24 protein-coding genes are annotated in these 19,643 nt (G+C 37.4%); 2 read left to right on the forward strand and 22 right to left on the reverse strand.

What is annotated here, in order from left to right:
* Window positions 1-58: 58 nt before the first annotated feature.
* The 11 genes from urtA to alaC form a co-directional block, all read right to left on the reverse strand.
* Entirely contained in the window at window positions 59-1,231 is a 1,173-nt protein-coding gene (gene urtA / locus R8G33_04090; protein ID MDW3094834.1) for an urea ABC transporter substrate-binding protein, read from the reverse strand.
* Between the two features lie 393 nt (window positions 1,232-1,624).
* Window positions 1,625-1,927 carry a recombinase family protein gene (locus R8G33_04095; protein ID MDW3094835.1) on the reverse strand — a complete coding sequence of 101 codons (303 nt, stop codon included), beginning with the start codon at window positions 1,925-1,927 and terminating at the stop codon, window positions 1,625-1,627.
* The gene (locus R8G33_04100; GenBank protein MDW3094836.1) at window positions 1,909-2,223 is read right to left on the reverse strand and encodes a zinc ribbon domain-containing protein; all 315 of its coding nucleotides are present in this window, start codon (window positions 2,221-2,223) and stop codon (window positions 1,909-1,911) included. Before R8G33_04100 ends, R8G33_04095 begins: the two co-directional genes overlap by 19 nt.
* A 33-nt stretch (window positions 2,224-2,256) precedes the next feature.
* On the reverse strand, window positions 2,257-3,483 hold the full coding sequence (locus R8G33_04105) for an acetamidase/formamidase family protein (GenBank protein MDW3094837.1): 1,227 nt from the start codon (window positions 3,481-3,483) through the stop codon (window positions 2,257-2,259).
* A 334-nt stretch (window positions 3,484-3,817) separates the two neighbouring features.
* On the reverse strand, window positions 3,818-4,450 hold the full coding sequence (can, locus tag R8G33_04110; protein MDW3094838.1) for a carbonate dehydratase: 633 nt from the start codon (window positions 4,448-4,450) through the stop codon (window positions 3,818-3,820).
* Between the two features lie 14 nt (window positions 4,451-4,464).
* A complete protein-coding gene (locus tag R8G33_04115) occupies window positions 4,465-5,703 on the reverse strand; it encodes a TMEM143 family protein (protein ID MDW3094839.1) in 1,239 nt (412 codons plus the stop codon).
* 42 nt (window positions 5,704-5,745) lie between these two features.
* Window positions 5,746-6,960, reverse strand: a complete 1,215-nt coding sequence (locus R8G33_04120; GenBank protein ID MDW3094840.1) for a cyclopropane-fatty-acyl-phospholipid synthase family protein — start codon at window positions 6,958-6,960, stop codon at window positions 5,746-5,748.
* A gap of 53 nt (window positions 6,961-7,013) precedes the next feature.
* Window positions 7,014-7,922, reverse strand: coding sequence for a TraB/GumN family protein (locus tag R8G33_04125; GenBank protein ID MDW3094841.1), 909 nt, complete (start codon window positions 7,920-7,922; stop codon window positions 7,014-7,016).
* A gap of 34 nt (window positions 7,923-7,956) precedes the next feature.
* Window positions 7,957-9,102, reverse strand: a complete 1,146-nt coding sequence (gene thrC / locus R8G33_04130; GenBank protein MDW3094842.1) for a threonine synthase — start codon at window positions 9,100-9,102, stop codon at window positions 7,957-7,959.
* A gap of 4 nt (window positions 9,103-9,106) precedes the next feature.
* Window positions 9,107-10,417: a homoserine dehydrogenase gene (locus R8G33_04135; GenBank protein MDW3094843.1), complete on the reverse strand. Its 1,311-nt coding sequence runs from the start codon at window positions 10,415-10,417 to the stop codon at window positions 9,107-9,109.
* A 21-nt stretch (window positions 10,418-10,438) separates the two neighbouring features.
* Complete coding sequence (gene alaC / locus R8G33_04140; GenBank protein MDW3094844.1) at window positions 10,439-11,617, reverse strand: alanine transaminase; 1,179 nt, start codon at window positions 11,615-11,617, stop codon at window positions 10,439-10,441.
* Window positions 11,618-11,677: 60 nt separating this feature from the next.
* On the opposite strand from alaC, the gene R8G33_04145 reads away from it, so the two are divergent.
* Complete coding sequence (locus R8G33_04145) at window positions 11,678-12,049, forward strand: MTH938/NDUFAF3 family protein (GenBank protein ID MDW3094845.1); 372 nt, start codon at window positions 11,678-11,680, stop codon at window positions 12,047-12,049.
* Here R8G33_04145 and R8G33_04150 read toward each other — a convergent pair.
* Genes R8G33_04150 through surE form a run of 4 tightly spaced genes read right to left on the reverse strand, consistent with a single transcriptional unit; the run spans window position 12,046 to window position 14,745 of the window.
* Complete coding sequence (locus tag R8G33_04150; GenBank protein MDW3094846.1) at window positions 12,046-12,723, reverse strand: peptidoglycan DD-metalloendopeptidase family protein; 678 nt, start codon at window positions 12,721-12,723, stop codon at window positions 12,046-12,048. The genes R8G33_04145 and R8G33_04150 overlap by 4 nt on opposite strands.
* Window positions 12,724-12,742: 19 nt before the next feature.
* Window positions 12,743-13,324 carry a YqaA family protein gene (locus R8G33_04155; GenBank protein MDW3094847.1) on the reverse strand — a complete coding sequence of 194 codons (582 nt, stop codon included), beginning with the start codon at window positions 13,322-13,324 and terminating at the stop codon, window positions 12,743-12,745.
* Between the two features lie 10 nt (window positions 13,325-13,334).
* Window positions 13,335-13,991, reverse strand: a complete 657-nt coding sequence (locus R8G33_04160; protein ID MDW3094848.1) for a protein-L-isoaspartate(D-aspartate) O-methyltransferase — start codon at window positions 13,989-13,991, stop codon at window positions 13,335-13,337.
* Entirely contained in the window at window positions 13,984-14,745 is a 762-nt protein-coding gene (gene surE, locus R8G33_04165) for a 5'/3'-nucleotidase SurE (GenBank protein MDW3094849.1), read from the reverse strand. Before surE ends, R8G33_04160 begins: the two co-directional genes overlap by 8 nt.
* Window positions 14,746-14,850: 105 nt before the next feature.
* Here surE and R8G33_04170 point away from each other — a divergent pair, with 105 nt between their 5' ends.
* A complete protein-coding gene (locus R8G33_04170; GenBank protein ID MDW3094850.1) occupies window positions 14,851-15,393 on the forward strand; it encodes a Smr/MutS family protein in 543 nt (180 codons plus the stop codon).
* A gap of 7 nt (window positions 15,394-15,400) precedes the next feature.
* On the opposite strand, the gene R8G33_04175 is transcribed toward R8G33_04170, so the two are convergent.
* Genes R8G33_04175 through R8G33_04205 form a run of 7 tightly spaced genes read right to left on the reverse strand, consistent with a single transcriptional unit; the run spans window position 15,401 to window position 19,630 of the window.
* Complete coding sequence (locus R8G33_04175) at window positions 15,401-16,087, reverse strand: hypothetical protein (protein MDW3094851.1); 687 nt, start codon at window positions 16,085-16,087, stop codon at window positions 15,401-15,403.
* Window positions 16,038-17,024, reverse strand: a complete 987-nt coding sequence (locus R8G33_04180) for an AgmX/PglI C-terminal domain-containing protein (protein MDW3094852.1) — start codon at window positions 17,022-17,024, stop codon at window positions 16,038-16,040. The genes R8G33_04175 and R8G33_04180 overlap by 50 nt, the downstream gene beginning before the upstream one ends.
* Before the next feature lie 4 nt (window positions 17,025-17,028).
* Window positions 17,029-17,541, reverse strand: coding sequence for a biopolymer transporter ExbD (locus R8G33_04185; protein ID MDW3094853.1), 513 nt, complete (start codon window positions 17,539-17,541; stop codon window positions 17,029-17,031).
* Between the two features lie 2 nt (window positions 17,542-17,543).
* A complete protein-coding gene (locus R8G33_04190; protein MDW3094854.1) occupies window positions 17,544-18,050 on the reverse strand; it encodes a biopolymer transporter ExbD in 507 nt (168 codons plus the stop codon).
* Window positions 18,051-18,070: 20 nt separating this feature from the next.
* The gene (locus R8G33_04195; protein ID MDW3094855.1) at window positions 18,071-18,727 is read right to left on the reverse strand and encodes a MotA/TolQ/ExbB proton channel family protein; all 657 of its coding nucleotides are present in this window, start codon (window positions 18,725-18,727) and stop codon (window positions 18,071-18,073) included.
* Window positions 18,728-18,756: 29 nt separating this feature from the next.
* On the reverse strand, window positions 18,757-19,017 hold the full coding sequence (locus R8G33_04200) for a hypothetical protein (protein ID MDW3094856.1): 261 nt from the start codon (window positions 19,015-19,017) through the stop codon (window positions 18,757-18,759).
* A gap of 16 nt (window positions 19,018-19,033) precedes the next feature.
* Window positions 19,034-19,630: a tetratricopeptide repeat protein gene (locus tag R8G33_04205; GenBank protein ID MDW3094857.1), complete on the reverse strand. Its 597-nt coding sequence runs from the start codon at window positions 19,628-19,630 to the stop codon at window positions 19,034-19,036.
* Window positions 19,631-19,643: the final 13 nt, after the last annotated feature.

The following is a 19,643-nucleotide window of genomic DNA, read 5'->3' on the forward strand; positions in this document are numbered from 1 at the left end:
ATGAATTTTCATTTATCATTACTCGAAATGAAGTATTAAAATATAAATCTAGTAGGTTTTATTGATAACCTTCAGGGAATGGATTTGGCTCAATCAAATCAGATTCGTAAATCACTTCGAATTGTCCATCAGCTTTTGCTAAACCAATACGTGTTTTACTCCACAGATGATGGTTAGTATCGTGAATTCGGACATACCCTTCAGGAGCTGTATCCAATTCTATGCCACCAGACGCTTCAGCGATTTTGTCGATATCAAAACTACCAGCTTTTTCAACCGCAGCTTTCCATAACCATGGACCAAGATATGCTGCTTGAGTAACATCACCTATCACACTGTCTTCACCCCACATCTCTTTAAATGCTTTCACAAAAGCCTTGTTATTTTCATTATCAAGAGACTGGAAATATTTCATTGCAGAGTAGAATCCTTCAACATTCTCACCACCTATGCCAAGCATTTCATCTTCAGTCACTGAGATAGTCAATAAAGTCCATTTGTCTGATGTGATACCAGCTGCTTTAAGTTGCTTGTACCAAGACACGTTACTACCACCCACTACAATACTGTAGATAACATCAGGCTTTTTCAATTTGATTTTATTAATCAGAGAACCGAAGTTTGTATGCCCAAGAGGATAATATTCTTCGCCAACAACCTTTCCACCTAACACATTTTCAATATGCTTGCGTGCAATTTTATTGGAAGTACGAGGCCAGATATAATCTGATCCAATTAAGTAAAAAGTTTTTGCACCTTTTTTCTCTTTAATCCAATCTAGACCTGCAATGATTTGCTGAGTCGCTTCTTGACCGGTATAGATTACATTTTTAGACTCTTCAAGTCCTTCATAAAATGTTGGGTAATAAAGCATTCCATTTTCTTTCTCAAATACTGGCAATACTGCTTTACGAGAAGCAGATGTCCAGCACCCAAAGACAGCAGCTACTTTATCATTAACCAATAACTTCCTAGATTTCTCTGCAAAAGTTGGCCAATCACTCGCGCCGTCTTCTTGAATTACTTCAATTTTACGACCTAATATTCCACCCATTTCATTGATTTGCTTAATAGCGAGTTTTTCTGCTTCAACTGATCCAGACTCACTAATTGCCATCGTACCTGTTACTGAATGCAAGATACCAACAGTAACAGTATCGTCTGTTACAGCCAATCCAGTTGTGTTAACCACATCTGTTGGGTAATCAGCTGCAAATACATTTTGACTCATTAATAAAAATATTATTAATAATGAGCTCAAAATATTAATCTTAAACTTGTACATTTTTATATCTCCAAAGTTAATGTTAACCATATTCGAAAATACATATAGCAACTAGAATGCCAACTATGATTTTATGAGATATATGAAGGTATATTGGAAAATTAATATCAATTATTTAAATTTTACGCACTAATATTGTATGGAAAGATATTATTATTTAATTAATTGGTGCGTAAAATAGTGCGCAAACTATTTAATATAAAAATTATAATATCAGCAAAATTTTTTGGATAAATTAATTTAAATAACATATCAATATGCATTAAAGTAATGCATATTGAGTATTGTTAGTGCACAACTAACCTATTTTAGAAATCACTACAAAGATGAAGATATTAACTATAAATTAATATTTGGGCGTGTGTTTTGATCTAGTATTTTCTTAACTGTAGAACAATGCCATTGTCCTTTTCTAGGTGTCTTATGGTTATTCTCATTAAGATAGTTACAAATTTCTTGAAGTATTAGCCCTTTTCCTCGCAGGCTAATAATTTTAGAGATTGTAGATTGCTGATCACGATCGATCATTTGATATCCACTAGACGCTATTCTCCAACCAAAGCGCATTCTTCTATAATTTTGATGATCTGTTTTATATGCTCTCATTTCATTTATGACACGTTTTAATGTCCTAGCATCCATGGACGACCGCCTGGCGATGCTTGCATATATTCTGTTTTTTTATGCGAATGATGATCATGTGAATGATCATGGCCACATGAGTGTATTTTCTTGCGTATTGGCTCATGCGCGCTCTTTTCATTTTTCGCCCAGGCTTTTCTATTACTATCATTCATCAGTGACAAAGCAGGTGCAGAAATAATGCGTGTGGTATTAGATCCACATGAAGGACAATTAAAAGTATTATTCCTATTTGCGATATCTGTTTGGTGAATAAAATCACCATGTTGCTCACAACGATATTCATATAAAGGCATTATCTACGCTCCTGCTATTATAATTACTTACTATTAACTAGTCACAGCTAAGTCTTCTGAACCTAACACTTGTTTTGTTGGACCTTCTTCTTTGATATTGATATCAAAATCAAAAATTCCAGTTGGCAGCCACAGAGTTGAACACGCATTAGGTATATCTACAATTCCACTAATATGCCCTTCAACCGGTGCAGTACCTAGAATTGCATACCCTTGAGCACCTGTGAAACCAAACTTCTTCATATACTCAATTGCATTTAAGCAGGCTCTTCGATATGCAATATGTGGATCAAGATAATGCTGCTCACCATCTTCATCTACAGATATACCTTCAAATATTAAGTAGTCTGAATAATCTGGATCAATTTTACTCGGCTTAAAGATAGGATTAACAACGCCATATTTTTCCATACCGCCTTTGATTATATTCACCTTAATATCTAAGTAACCTGCCATCTCAATAGCACCACAGAATGTGATTTCACCATCACCTTGCGAGAAATGAATATCGCCCATTGAAAGACCTGCACCATCAACATAAACAGGAAAATAAACAGTTGAACCACGCGAAAGATTTTTAATATCACAGTTTCCACCGTGTTCTCTTGGTGGAACGGTTCTAGCTGCTTCTGCTGCTGCCTTATCTCTAGCTGCACCAGTGAGTGAACCCATTAATGCTGTATCGGCATACGGGAGTGCTGCTAATGGAGGAACTCTATCCGGATCAGTATCAACAAGCTTAGTTTCTCGCTTATTCCACTCATCTAATAAATCTGCAGATGGTAAGCAACCAATTAACCCTGGATGCATTGTTCCAGGAAATTTTACATGAGGGATATGTCTTGATGATGCCCATACACCGCTGAAGTCCCAGCAGGCTTTTCTAGCTTCTGGATAATGCTCTGTTAGAAAGCCGCCACCATTCTCTCTAGCAAAAAATCCAGTAAAACCCCATGCTGATTCTGGAAGCACGCCAACATCTAATATATCAACGGCTAACAAATCACCAGGCTTAGCACCTTCAACACCGATAGGACCACTCAAGTAGTGTACTTTTGTAAGATCAACATCACGAATATCGTTAGCACTGTTGTCGTTCTCAATTTGACCGCCAGTCCAATCGATGCATTGAACTCTGAATTCATCACCGGGTTTTACTGTTGATGTAAAAGGTATATCCGGATGCCAGCGATTATGAAGAACATCTGCTTGCTCTTCTGGTGTTTTATCAATGCTTACTTCTATTAGTGTTTCTATCATTGTGCTTACTCCTAAGCCGATTAAGTTTCAAATCAGTTAAAGTAAACGCACTAAATATGCCAGAAGTAACACTATGTTAAATATCAACGAGTTAGTATTTTAAAAATAAATATTTAGCGAATTAGTCACTTTTTCGCACCAAATCAATAAAGAACTGCCCCAAAATAGACCTCGAAAATATCAATATTGTCCATTTTTAATACTAACTTACAAACTAAAATAATTATCGCACTAAACAATAATTCAATTAAGATTTAGGCACTATTTCTTTTAATATAAAATATGGATGTCGTTAATTCATTCAAAAAGAACTTTCTGATGATTATTTTTATAATCAATGTCTCAATGACACATATAATTCGTGTAATTCTTCGATAGAATTTATACAAGTATTCAAATCTTTTAGAATCCCATCTTCTATTCCATAAATCCACCCATGTACCGACAATTCATTTTTAAGGTTCCAGTTATTTTGCACAGTCGGGGTATTACAAACATTAAATACTTGCTCAATTACATTTAACTCACACAAACGAGCATGCTTTTTGTTTTCAGATAGACCTGATAGCTCTTTGGCATGCAATCTTGCTACATCTTTAATATGTCTAAGCCAATTATCAATCAATCCGTGTTCTTTATCTTCGAGTGCAGCTTGAATACCACCACAGCCATAATGACCACATACAATAATATGTTTGATTTTTAATACCTCAATAGCAAACTGTATAACTGACAAACAATTCAGATCTGTATGTACGACTAAATTAGCAATATTACGATGAACAAATATTTTACCAGGAGGAAGGTTTACAATATCATTTGCAGGAACCCTGCTATCTGAACAACCAATCCAAAGATATTCTGGTGATTGTACTTGAGATAAGTTCGCAAAAAAGTCTGGGTCTTCATCTTTGATATTATTAGCCCAAACACGGTTATTCTCAATCAAGTTACTTAGTGTTTTCATTTTTAATCTATATATTAGTAATTAAAATAACCATCCCATAAACTATCCAATTGTTTATTAGAATCCACCAATGACTTTGCTTTATATTTTCCATCAATAACATCAACTAATTGCAGGCGCAATAATTTCTGCAATGCATCGTGCATCTCAAAATCAAGTACACAATTATAGTTATCATTAAACCATTGCTCGATAATGGCATCTAATTCATTTGCAGATAACGGTATATCGGAATTCAACAAATGATAATATGCTAATATTGTCTCTTTACATTCCTCTTCTTCTGCAGCATCTATTAGATGATGAAAAACACCTGCATTATTGTCTAAATTTTTAAAGTAAAGATTTTCTGCCAATTGCTTCATGAATTGGATTTTTCTAGTCTTATACTTACTAAACTGTCGCCATAGAAATCCACCCAGCCCTCCCAGACCTACTAGCAATGCAATTAAAGTAGGTTGATCGAGTGTTGCAGGCTTGTCATGCAAGCCTAACCAAAATGCCAAAACTGAAAAAACCAATAACAGAGTAGCGCCCAATTTGGTTACCAGCATAAAAATACCTCCTACCGCCGTCGGAACTCCAATTAATAATTTATCAATTGGCTTCATACGCACTTCGGTATTAGGGAATAACATTTCCATATCATTCTTTGGAACGTTCCTGAATAATTTAATAATCGTCGAACCGGGTTCAAAATAAAGTTCAGTTTTATCAAGCGAATCAAAATGCTGTTGATTTTTGAAACGCACATAAACAACAATGCGGTCATACACTTCTAATTCTATGTTGACTTTCCTTAACCCCATTATTGTATTAATCGTTTCAGTTTTAAAACTAACCCCTCTTCTAAAAAACAGTACTTCTTCAAAGTCATCAAAATCAACTTGAAGCTTCACTCTAAATAAAGATTCACTTTGCATTGCATCATTCAAATCACTTTCAGAAACACATTCAAAGTTTGCCTGCTCTAGAACCGCTTTTAATTCTATTTCCAGTTGCTGCTTATTATCATCGAGATCATCCTCCTCATTGAGTACCTTAGTATCTCTGTCTGGGTCAAAAGGCGCATAACAATCTTTTAGGTGCTCTAATTTTTTATGTAGCTCAAAATGAAAAAGGTTAGTTAATATTTCACAAAACTGACTAAATTCTTTAACTTCCTCATTTGAGAAATTTTTATCGCTTTTGCAAATATCAATAACGTCAGTTCGACGATATGGAATAAATCTTTCTTTAACTATTTTATGCATAACATCAAAATTAATTCTTACACAAATTTTTGTCTATTAGAGTTACTCATTTTCCATTTCAACAAACCGCATATAATCTCGAGTAATCGGAATATCATCTACGTTTTTCGATAATTGAATTTGAAAATTCATATGTTTTCCATAACGAAAGCTAAATTCACTAATAATCAAGTAAAACTCCCACATACGACAAAATCGTTGATCAAACATTGATGCTACTTTATCTCGATTCGCTTGAAATCTTTTATCCCATTCTAAAAGAGTTTCAGCATAATGTAAGCGTAAAATTTCACAATCGGTGACCCAAAGACCCGATTTTTCTATCTGTTCAAAAGTCTCTGATAATGCTGGTGAATAACCACCCGGAAATATATATTTGCGAATCCATGCGCCTGTACTTCCAGGCCCACCTTTTCGGCCTATTGAATGAATAACAGCGCAACCACTGTCATTCAATAATGCTTTTATTGATTTGAAATACTCCAGATAATGATTCAAACCTACATGTTCAAACATACCTATCGATACAACTCGATCAAATTTTTGAGTAACATCACGATAGTCCATTAATTTAATTTCTACCTTTTCTGATAAGCCTCGATCTTTTATTCTTTTTGTAGCAAGCTCATATTGTTCATCTGAGAGAGTGACACCAACTACATGACAATCAAATTGCTCAGCCAAATAAATAGCCATAGCTCCCCATCCACATCCTATATCTAGTACTGTTACTCCTGGAGTCAATTGCAATTTTGAAGCGATGTGCCTTTTCTTAGCTAACTGTGCTTGTTCTAATGTCATATCTGAATGCTGGTAATAGGCACATGAATAATTTAAGTCATCGTCTAAAAATAAGCGATAAAATTCATTTGATAAATCATAGTGGTGCTTTACATTCTTACGCGACACAGAAGTTTTGTTAAGCTGGTGAAATCGGCGTATTTTTTTAAACCATCGCCTTAATATTTTTTGAGTTGGTTGCGATCGCAACCTTCCTCTATTATTTGCAAATACTTCTAACAACCCACGAATACCGCCTTGCTCGCATATTAAAGTCCCATCCATATATGCTTCACCTGCTTTGAGCTCTGGATTCAAAAAGAGATTTCGATACAATTTTTCATTAGTAAGTCTTATTACCGCCGAAGGTGAATCCACTCCACCAGGCCCATAGACATGTTTATTCCCATCAACATCGATGATGGTTAACTGTCCAACTTTAACAAAGCTAGACATCATAGAATCAAGCAGTTTCATATACTACTATTATAGATGACTAATTAACTCATATTCCAAAAAATATACTCATATTATTCAACAATTTGGATTGAATAGCCTTTATTCATCAAAATATTATTAATGCTAGCATCACCCCAAAAGTGCCCTGCACCAATAGCAAAAAAATATTTCTGGCTTGGATTTTCACTAACTAGCGAAACAATTGTATCTGCCATTCTAATATTTCTCTTATCAATTAAGCGATCCAACAAGTCAGTATAAAACTCATTATCTTTCATGTATGACATCAAATGTGCCATAAGCTGATCTAAATCCCCATTTAAATATGCAACAATAGACTCTTCAATAAAATTATCTTCATTGTTATTTGTAGCAATCATAAACTCGACTGTATCGCTTAAAAACATAATTTGTTCATCCACAGTCATTTGTTCAAACACCTGTAGTTGCTCTTCTACAGATTCCAAACCACCGGTCATTAAACCTAAAGATTTTGCTTGATTGAAAAGCTTGGCATCTAAAGCTAGCTGACCTGGATATTTAAGTTGCTGCTCTATCACCGTCAATGTTATTGCTAATACCCAAAGTTTTTGTTTCGCAAAAAATTCTAAATTTAGTTCGGGATTAATTTGTTTTAGATATGATTCTATATTCTCTTCAAGCTCTACTGATAAATAATCATATAAATTCATTTTTTCTGGTAACCACATTGATTGTTTAATCATCATGGTATTTGACTCACTGAGATCTAGTTCTGCATAAAATGATGTCGATTGTTTTAAAGCGATTTCCACTTCATCGGAAATATCAGTGACACGTGGGTCAGGAAGATGAATAGTACCAAAAAGATAAAATTCATGGTCTCCACTAACTTTCCAAAGAAATGGGTGAGCATACAGAGAGGAATTCCACGCCAGCAAAAATATAAAGGCTAATACACCACTGCTGCTTTTAATTTTGATGCTTTTAAAAAATCTCATGCTTATTAAAAACATTTACTGTGGATGTATGCAACTAAGTCATGTTAGAAAGAATAGCTTTCTTCACTTCATCTAAGTTAGCATCGATGGTGATCATCTTACTGGTCGCCTGCTTAATAGCTGTATCTGGATCTTTTAAACCATGCCCAGTCAGCGTACACACTACACTACTTCCTTTTGGTATTTTACCAGATTTGATATCTCTTAACGCACCTGCGACAGATGTTGCTGATGCAGGCTCACAAAATACGCCTTCTTCACTCGCCAAGGTGCGTTGTGCTGCTAATATTTCTTCATCAGTGCATTCATCAAACCAACCGCCGGACTCTTTAGAAACAGCCCATGCATTATCCCAGCTTTGAGGATGTCCAATACGTATGGCTGTTGCAACTGTCTCAGGATTATCCACCATTGCATTGCGCATGAAGGGTGCACTACCAGCAGCTTGATAACCAATCATTATTGGCCTTGTGCCTATCATTGATGGTGTATTAAATTTACATGCTCCAGAACATAAATTACATGCTTGCGTTTGTATGGAACCGTTGTCACTAGCGCATTCTGTATAGCCAATCCAATGAGCAGTAATATTTCCAGCATTGCCTACTGGTAAGCAATGAAAATCAGGTGCTTTACCTAACTCTTCAACAATTTCAAATGACGCTGTTTTCTGGCCTTGCAGTCGATAAGGGTTAATACTATTGACAATATCTACCGGCGCATGATTTGCAACTTCTTTAACTAAACGCATGCCATCATCAAAGTTGCCACGTACTTGAATAACAACTGCACCATGAATCATGGCTTGGGCCAATTTACCCATAGCTATTTTGCCATCGGGAATAAGTACAAATGCTGTAATACCGGCACGTGACGCATATGCGGCGGCTGCAGCCGAAGTATTACCAGTCGAAGCACAAATTATTGCACGACTACCATCTTGCACAGCTTTAGTCACTGCCACAGTCATACCACGATCTTTAAATGAACCCGTTGGATTCAAACCTTCAAATTTTAAATACAAAGAAATGTCGTTTTCAGCTGCAACTTTTATGTTCTGAGATAAAATTAAAGGCGTATTACCTTCACCCAGACTAATTATCCTACCATTGGGATCAATCGGCAGTCGTGGTAAAAAGCGCTTAATTAATCCAGTGTAATGTGACTCTATATCTTGCATGGAATTAACCTAAAGTTTCTAAACGAATTCTAATGATTTTACCTGTGACTGTTGCCAGACTTTCTATTTTAGCAATTGCAGCCATCATATTAGACTCCGTTATATTATGTGTAAGTATTACCAATGGCACACAACCTTGTTGATCCTTTTCTTCTTTCTGAACAATAGCTTCTATACTAATATTTTGATCAGAGAAAATACGTGTTACATCTGCCAACACACCAGCTTGATCTTGTACTTGCATACGTAAATAGAATGCAGTTTCTACTTGATCCATACTCAGTACATCGATGTTTTGAATCGAATCAGGTTGAAAGGCTAAATGTGGTACACGATTACCAGGGTCTGTAGTTAATGCTCGAACCACATCCACAAGATCGGCAACAACGGCTGATGCGGTAGGTTCTGCACCTGCGCCAGGTCCATAGTATAAAGTAGGACCAACAGCATCAGCGCGTACTAATACTGCATTCATGACGCCATCTACATTAGCGATCAATCTACGATGTGGAATTAAAGTGGGATGTACACGCATTTCTAAGCCTGTTGAGACACGACGCGCAATTCCTAAATGCTTTATCCGATATCCAAGTTCGCCAGCATATTCGACATCAGCACGAGTAATTTCTGATATACCTTCTGTATACACTTTTTCAAATTGCAGTGGTACACCAAATGCGATCGAAGCAAGTATTGTTAACTTATGTGCAGCATCTATACCTTCAACATCGAATGTAGGATCAGCTTCAGCATACCCTAGCGCTTGAGCTTCTTTAAGTACATCCATGAAATCGCGGCCTTTGTCCCGCATTTCAGTAAGAATAAAATTACCCGTACCATTGATAATACCTGCAAGCCATTCAATTTGATTACCAGCTAAACCTTCACGAATCGCTTTGATAATAGGAATACCACCAGCAACAGCTGCCTCAAAAGCAACGGTGACTCCTTTTCGCTGAGCTGCTTCAAAAATTTCATTACCATGTAATGCAATTAGTGCTTTATTAGCAGTCACTATATGTTTGCCATTTTCAATTGCGCGCAGTACTAATTCTTTTGCCAGCTCAGTACCACCAATCAGCTCTAAAACAATATCGATATTTGGATCATCAACAATCTCATTCGAGTCTAGCGTTAATTTGACATTATCTAATTCAGCATTACGCTTTTTATTAATATCTCGCACACTAGCAGATACTAATTCAATAGAACGGCCCGCTCGACGAGCTATTTCTGCAGCATTACGCTGTAGTACCGTGGCAGTGCCAGCGCCAACAGTACCTAAACCTAAAATTCCAATTGTGACTGGTTTCATTATGCTATCTGTACTCATTAGTTATTCAGAATCACGGAACATTTTTTTGATGCCGCGAATTGCTTGTCTAGTTCGGTGCTCGTTCTCAATTAAGCTAAAGCGCACATGCTTATCACCGTATTGACCAAAACCTACACCAGGCGAAACAGCCACCTTGGCTTTTTCTAGCATCTGCATAGAAAATTCTAAAGAACCTTGTTGAGCAAAATTTTCAGGTATTTTTGCCCATACAAACATTGTCGCTTTAGGTGGATCCACACGCCAACCCATACTATTCAAACCTTCAATTAATACATCGCGGCGAGAACAATACATATTTCGTATTTCTTCTACACAATCTTGTGGCCCATCTAATGCAGCAATTGCAGCAACTTGTATAGGTGTGAACATGCCATAATCAAGATATGACTTTAATCTTGACAATGCGCCTACCAACGTCTTATTCCCACACATAAAACCAACACGCCAACCAGGCATATTATAGGTTTTAGATAATGAGTAAAACTCTGCGGCAATCTCTTTTGCTCCTTTCACCTGAAGTATAGACGGTGGCTCGTAACCATCGTAAGTAATCTCGCCATAAGCAATATCATTGATCACCCAGATATTATGTTCCTTGGCAATTTCAATAACACGTTCAAAAAACTCTAACTCAACGCACTCTGTTGTTGGATTTGCTGGAAAATTAAGAATAATAAGTTTTGGTTTTGGCCATGCCACTTGAATTGCTTTTTCCAGCTCTTCAAAAAAGTCTGTCTCTTCAGATAATGGAACATAAATAACTTCAGCACCAGCAATCACACAGCCATATGGATGAATTGGATAGGCTGGATTTGGAACCAATACAGCGTCTCCAGGGCTCAACATCGCTAAAGCTAGATGCGCCAAGCCTTCTTTTGAGCCAATAGTCACTATTGCCTCACTATCTTCATCTAGATCAACATCAAATTTACGTTTATACCAGCCGCAAATTGACTTCCTCAAACGTGGAATCCCACGTGAAACGGAATATCGATGGGTATCATTACGTTGAGCAGCTTCGACCAACTTTTCTACAATATGAGCAGGAGCGCCTTGATCAGGGTTTCCCATCCCAAAATCAACAATATCTGCTCCTTCCGCACGAAATGATGCCTTGCGTTCATTGACGATATTGAAAATATACGGTGGTAACCGTTGAATTCTAGGAAAATCTTCCATGGATGCGCTATTCCAGAACTTAAAGTACTATTTAGAGAAATTGTAAGCGAAAATTAGACCGTGCATTTTACAGAAGACAAGCCCTCGGGTAACTACATTATTAATGAGTACAGCAAAAATACTGTCACTATAAACAACCAATGTTACGAAAATTCCTTATATCTCTCTGCAGACACATTTATTGAGCAGATTCCTCTCAGACGCAGCTCAGATTTGAGTATAAAAGCAATTGAATTCATTTTTGATATGAAACCAGAATTGGTGATTTTAGGCAGTGGAGAATCTCTTAAATTTCCACCCGCTGAAATTATTGCTCATTTCGCACACAATGGAATAGGTTTTGAAACTATGGACCATTCTGCCGCTTGCCGAACTTATGCAGTACTAAGTGCTGAACAACGTGATGTCGGTTTATTGATATTAATCGATTAACGAGGAAGGTATTTTAGTGGATCAACAGGATTACCGTCCTTTCGTATCTCAAAGTGAAGTTTAGCTCGATCTGTCCCTGTGGAACCAACCTCAGCAATTTTCTGCCCGATTTTAACGATATCACCTTCACCAACCAATAGTTTTCGACTATGAGCATAAGCACTAAAGTAACTTGAATTATGCTTAATAATTAATAAGTTTCCATAGCCACGTAAACCACTTCCAGCGTAGACTACTTTGCCTGCTGATGCAGCACTCACAACAGCCCCTTCTTTAGCAACAATATCAATGCCATTATTTGTGCCAGAAAACTTGCTTAACAATTTACCTTTTAATGGCCAACGCCAGTCTCCTACCGGGATTGATTTGACAGGCTTACTAGTTTTAATACTTGATTTACTTGATGATGACTTACTATCAGATCTAGCTCCTCTTATAGGCGCAGTTGAATTGACACGTAATTTTTGACCGGGATAGATCGTATAAGGACGTGGAATGTTATTCCAATGAGCAAGCTGCTTTGCATCTACTCCATAACGCCAGCTTATAGAATGAAGAGTGTCACCCTTTTCTACAATGTGATAACTATTATGGTAGTGACGCGGTGCCTTAGGTTTAGAAGTACAACCGCTAAACATCAAAAATGCAACCAAACAAATAATAAATATTCGCATACTAATTAGACACAAGTTACTAGTGAGTAGATACCCACACAATTGCAATACCAAGTAACACTACAAATATCCATCCTATGCGTTCGATATATTTTAACAACATAGGTTCAATACGTGGCCCAGCATATTTAACAATTCCTGCTACCAAAAAGAACCTAGCACCACGTCCAATGAATGATGCGAGTAAAAATGGTAACAATGGCTGCACCATAACTCCGGCTGTAATTGTAAATAACTTATATGGAATAGGAGAAAAACCTGCAACAAAAACAACCCAGACACCCCATTGCTCAAACCAGTTACGGGCATGAATATAACTATCCCAGTAGCCAGTAGTTTGCAACCACTGTGAAATGAAATCAAAAGCAAAATAGCCTATCGCATAACCAGCTAAGCCACCCAGCACTGAAAATAGGGTTGTAAGAAAAGCAAACCAAAATGCTTTATTTGGCATACGCATTGCCATTGGTGCAAGCATTACATCTGGAGGAATAGGGAAAAATGATGACTCTGCAAAACTTAATGCACTTAAAATTGCTGGCGCTCGTTTATGCTCAGCTGCATTCATACATTTATCATAGATGGTAGAAAATAATTTCATTAAATTTAAATTAACCTCTAACCAAAGGTACAAACGAAACATCTTCAAGTTTTTCTTGTGTCACACCATCCTTAGTTCTTTTCAATGTAAGTAATTGTTGTGCACTGTCTTGCGCACCAACTGGAATAATCAAACGTCCTCCAATGGCTAATTGATTTAATAAGGAATTCGGGATCTCCGGTGCAGCGGCTGTTACAATAATGGCGTCATATGGAGCGTAGCTTTCCCACCCCCAAGTACCATCAGATAATTTACATTGCACATTCTTTAAACCAAGAGAAATAAAAAGTTTTCGTGCTTGTTGATGTAAAGGTTTAATTAACTCTACGCTATATACTTTTTCTACTATTAGAGAGAGTAGCGCTGCTTGATAACCAGAACCTGTGCCAATTTCTAATACTTTACTTGGTATACCTTCAGAAATTAATGCTTCGGTCATTCTAGCAACGATATACGGCTGAGAAATTGTTTGCTTATGCCCTATTGGCAATGCATCATCTTCATAAGCGCGTGTTGCCAATGCTTCATCGACAAACAAATGTCTAGGTAAGGAACGCATTGCTTCTAACACCGTGACATTGCTTATTCCTTTAGTACGCAAACGTTCAATCAAACGATCGCGTGTTCGCTGAGATGTCATTCCAATGCCAGTAATACTATTATTCATGCCTGATCTCACAATCTCCCAGCCAACGACTCACTAAGTCCATTGAACTGTATTTGGTAAGATCAACATGAATTGGTGAAACTGAAACATAGTTTTCACTCACAGCATGAAAATCTGTCCCTGGCCCTGCGTCTTGCTCGGGGCCTGCAGCACCAACCCAATAAATAGTCTTTCCGCGAGGATCTTTATCAATCACGGCTGGTTCTGACTTATGTCGATTTCCAAGCCTGGTGGTTTGTAATCCACGAATATCAGCCAGAGGCACATCGGGCACATTCACATTTAAAATAGTATCTTTGGGTAATGGCTTATCAATAAGTTGTTGGACGATGTTTTTAGTCACCACTGCCGCAGTACTAAAATGTTTAGCTTGGAATGAATTTATTGACACCGCCACAGCTGGAAATCCTAGATGTCTGCCTTCAATAGCAGCTGCTACAGTCCCAGAATAAATCACGTCATCACCCAGATTTGGACCAGCATTAATACCGGAAACCACCATATCGGGCTCACTCACAAGCAATCCAGTTAATCCTAAATGGACGCAATCGGTAGGTGTTCCGTCTACCCTATACCAGTCAGATTCAGTCTGATTAGCGCGTAGAGGCGTTTGCAAGGTAAGTGAATTACTCGCAGCACTTCTGTCTATATGAGGTGCCACTACAGTTATTTTGGCAATTTCGCCAAGCGATTGTGCCAACGCTATCAGTCCAGGGGCCTGATATCCATCGTCATTACTAAGTAAGAGGTGCATGCATAAAATTGAATAAAAAGTGTACTATATTGAAAATAAAATCCACTTATAATAACAGGCAAGTGCCTAAGCCTCGTAGTAATAATTTAACTAGTGATAATCTTCATGTCAGACCCAAAAGACAATCAAAATGATCCTCCAAGCTTTGCTGAGCTTATGAATGGGGTTAAGGTATTATCAAATGATGACAAAGTGGTTCACAACACACCTAAGCCTCGTCCCGTTCCACAACAATCACACCGTGATCAACAGAAGGTTATGCAAGAATTATTAGTTAGTCCTACTGAACACGAAGACATGCAGCCTGGTGATAGCTTGTCATACGTTCAAGCGGGAATTCAAAAACAAGTATTTAGAAAACTTAAGCGTGGTCAGTATACTATTGAAGCTGAATTAGATTTACATGGCCTCACCAGACTTGAATCACAACAACAATTGACCGATTTCGTGAATGAATGCCGTGACCGTGGTATACGTTGTGTTCGCATAATTCATGGCAAAGGTTATGGCTCAAGTAATCAGGGACCAGTAATAAAGCCACTGGTGAATCAATGGTTACAACGTCGTGATGAAATTTTGGCTTTTTGCTCAGCAAGACCTGCTGATGGAGGCACGGGAGCGGTTTACGTATTACTTAAATCAGCTTAAATTCTTTTTAACGCTGTAATAGATAATTTTTGTAATATCTAACATTATCTCGAATCAACTCAAGATCAATAGACTGGGTATATTTAATTTGGTCAAAGGCATCGGAAAATTCGTCTGCGTTAGAAGCGCCCACACCATTAACCGAAACAATTAAATCTCCTTCTTGCAAATCAAGTGTTTTTGAAATTTCTTCCTCAGAGACGGTTTTCACTTCATACGCTGCAAGCTGTCCATCTTGCATATGAGGAATCAAGTTAAATGCCAATATAAAATTTTCTGGCTGGTCAAATAACTCTGTTTGGTATTCATCAGAAATAGCAACAGGAGGTGACCATACATCTTGATCAGCAGCAGTAGACGTTATGTCGATACTTAAACTACGTAAAGTTAACGTTAGAATTTGATCATTACAATAAAAGCTAACTCTACTTTTACGCACATAATCAAGAACACAACCTGATATCACATCTCCGACTCGCAATACTTTCTCATTACGTTTTTCTTTGTCGAATAAAACAGCGATAGAATTGGAGTTATTCAACACAACTCCACTTAGTTCAAAATTAGCTAGCTTAAGAGGTGCGCTTGACACTGCCGACATAGAGACAGCAAATGCTACGCCTACAGCAGCTACCCAGCGAAAATTATACTGGGTAAAAGTCGATTGGATAATTGAATGTAAATATTGGAACATCTTCAGATCCAAAGTTAATCAGTTTTACACGTTGTATTAGTTTCTGCTCTAGTTCCGTATCGGCCAATTCACTGCTAACAATGAAGATATCAGTGACTTTACCTGATGGTGCAATTGTAATTTTTAACACAACTTTGCCTTGAAGTTCAGGCGTTGATCTGAGCGCTCGATTATACATACTGAAAATTGCACTTTTATTTCGATCAAATGTAATCTGGATTTTTTCTAAGTCACGTTGAGCAGCGCGTCCTATTCCGTCATCAGAACCTGTACCAGATCCGCCTTCGCCTGCACCCATACCCGCAGGGCCTGAAACTCGACTAGCTGTTCTACCACCTAAGCCAGTCCCTGAAACATCTCGACTAAGAGAGGCAGTATTAATGCCGCCACTACCCTTACCTGTATTCTTGGTCACTAAAGAACGTTCAATTCTTGAAGCCGAACCACCACTGCTATTTAGTGAACGTTCCCCCAATGCTTGAGAAGTTGATTTTTTACTTATATCCGCCAATTCATTTTGAAAAGCCAATAATCCAGACCCAGCAGCTACTTCTTTAGCAGATTTTTTTGGTGGCGCAGGCGCTATCTTCTTTTGAGGAACAGGTTTATTGGCAACTTTAGCAACTTTCTTTTCTTGAACTTTTTTAATTGCTTTAGGTTTAGCAGTCTTAACTGGCTTCTTGAGCTTAGTAGGCTCCACTTTTTTAACTATAGGTGGTGGAGGTGGTAATTTTTTCTCAATAAGTATCTTTACAACTCGTTTTTCTTGCTTTTCCTCAATAGGTTTTTCTTTCTCAGGAAGAGGCAAAAATGGAATGATTAATGTGAGCACAAGACAAGTCATTGTAACGCGGTTTAAAATGCGTCTGAATCTTGTCTTTTCTACAGTTGACACTTCCCATGGGAGGCGCCATGAATATACGGCTGTTGCACTCATAAACTTAACTTGCTTTAGTAGATTCTCTTTGGATGACTGACAAAGATATTTGCTCAAAACCAGCGCTAGAACAAATTTGCATAACACGTTTAATCAAACTAAATGGGACTTCTTTATCACCCATGATAGTAATTTCTTTTTTCTCGCTAGTTTCATCGTCTCTTTGCAACTGTTGTACTTTTAATATTTCTTCTTGAAGAGCAACTTGTAGTTTTTGTACTTCTGCTTTTTTATTTCCAGAAATATTATTTGAACTTACGACTTTTTCACCTTGCAGACTAATATCATCTTTACTCAACATTAAAACTACTGAGACACGAGGCTTCTTCTCTGCCATTGACTCAGGCATCTCAATACCTTTAGCGTTAGGTAATACAGTTGGGTCTGAAGCATTTACCAACAAGAAGAATACTAAAATAGTAAAAATATCCATCAATGAAACAATATTGAATGGTGCTTGTTTTTTTGCGCGATCATGATTGCGCTGCATTCTTTTAACTGTCTTCTTGCCGCGCATAATTATCTACCTGCTGTATACACTGGAGCATCACCCACAGCGATATCTGGAAACAAATCAGCAAATACTGTCTCACCATCTTTTTCGACTTCTGCAGTTCTGACCGAGTCCATAATCTGAACAAGCATATCGTACGAAATATCTGGCTCTAATAGTATTGTTGCATTATTAATGTCTTGGTACTTAGACTTCAAACCTTGTAAATATTCGTTAAGCACTGTTAATTCGTAACCTTGCTTACCATTTTTAATTGACTTTAGAACACCCTTATTACGATCTTGGACACGCAAAGAATTTTCACGCACAACAATTTCTAACTCTAATGACTTAGTGTTGTTTTTAACGACATCTGATTTTGCAGGCAAATCTAATTCTAGAATACTTATTTTAGAAAAGACTGCAGTGATCAATAGAAAAGGAACCAAGATCACCATCAGATTCATAAAAGCTGTGATGCTTAATTCTGCATCTTGTTTATTACGTCTTGCTCTATAGCGTCTAGATCTCATAATGACTTACATACCAAATGTTATGCTGCAGATTCAGTTTGTTTACGAGCACTAGTAGCAATGGTATTTAACACTTTAACCGATGCCATCTCTAAGCTATCTACAATTTCAGTCGTCTTGGTTTGCAACCAAGAATGTAATAGCAGCAGAGGAATACCTACCATCAAGCCAAATGCAGTTGTGTTCATTGCGACTGAAATACTAGAAGATAATAAGTCTGCTTTTTCAGCTGGGCTTGCAGCAGAAATAGCAGTAAAAGCATCAATAAGACCAATAATTGTCCCAAGCAAGCCTAATAGCGTTGCAACATTAGCGAAAGTAGCCAGGTAGTGAGTTCGCTTCTCTAGCTTAGGTACCACTTCCATTAGACCTTCTTCCATTGCTGTTTCAATATCATCTCTACGACGAGAAGTTTGTGCACTAGCAATGCCGTAACCCATAATGCGGCTAATAGCACATTTAGATTTTTCAGCAAAATTCATTGCTTCGTTCATGTTGCCACTTGCCAAAACTGTCTGAATTTTTTTCCATGCAATCTGATTTTTAACTCGCGTAGATGAAAGATAAATATATCTTTCAATGGCAATAGCAAGACCAACTGCCAATACAAATACGATTGGGATCATAAAAAATCCACCGGATTGAAAGAATGTTACAAAAGACTCGTAAATACTCATTGGAACTCCCTATTACTTAAATCGTAAATTTATTTTCTACTTTGCTGGTAGAAATCTACTTTGCGCTCAAATACTTCCTTGTCTACCGGCTTCATATACTCGTTCATATGGCGCTGTAGAAAAAAATCACCTTCTCCTGGCAATGATGCTTTCCAAGGTACAATGACTAGACTTTTTGGTAATTCTTTATTACCGATAATTGAGATACCGTTAAGCTCTTGCACATTCTGATCTGCAAATGAAATACTTTGCACAAATACACAGATCATTATAAGTAAGAAAATTTTCACTATCCCAACTCCACCATTATTTTATTTGGCTCTCTCTTCGAGACAAATCATTAATCCAAGCTATAACTTGTTTATCGTCATTTTTTTCAATCTCTTGATATGCTTGATAATGAGACTTCGCACAGACTATTTTCTGTAAATATAGGTCACATAAAATAGCTAAATTTAGATGAGCGTTTGCGTAATTCGGATACTCGGCTAAGGCATTTTTATACATAGCTTGAGCCTCTTCAAATGAGCCATTTTCACGCTTAATAATGCCTGCCTGATTTAATGCGTAAGGATTCTTCGGGTTCAACTTAACGGCAGTTTCAATAGCCTCATCGGCCTTATCAATTTGATCTAACTTACGGTAAGCAATTGCAATATTGACCCAGGGTCCAGAAGCTCGAGGTTCCTTTTCTGCAACTTTTTTGAAAATTTCGATTGCCTGCACATAATCTTCTGAAGACATAGCTTCTATGCCGTGAGCAAATTGCTGCTCTACTGAAGATGATATTTTGTAATTTTGCTTAACCACCATTGTTGGTCTTGAATCATCACCCTTTGATGATGAAGATACTTTTCCAGGCGCACTAGCACATGCTGTTAACATCAAAGCAATGGCACTCAAAAAGAAATATTTA

Source organism: Gammaproteobacteria bacterium (assembly GCA_033344735.1).
Classification (GTDB): Bacteria; Pseudomonadota; Gammaproteobacteria; order UBA4575; family UBA4575; genus UBA1858.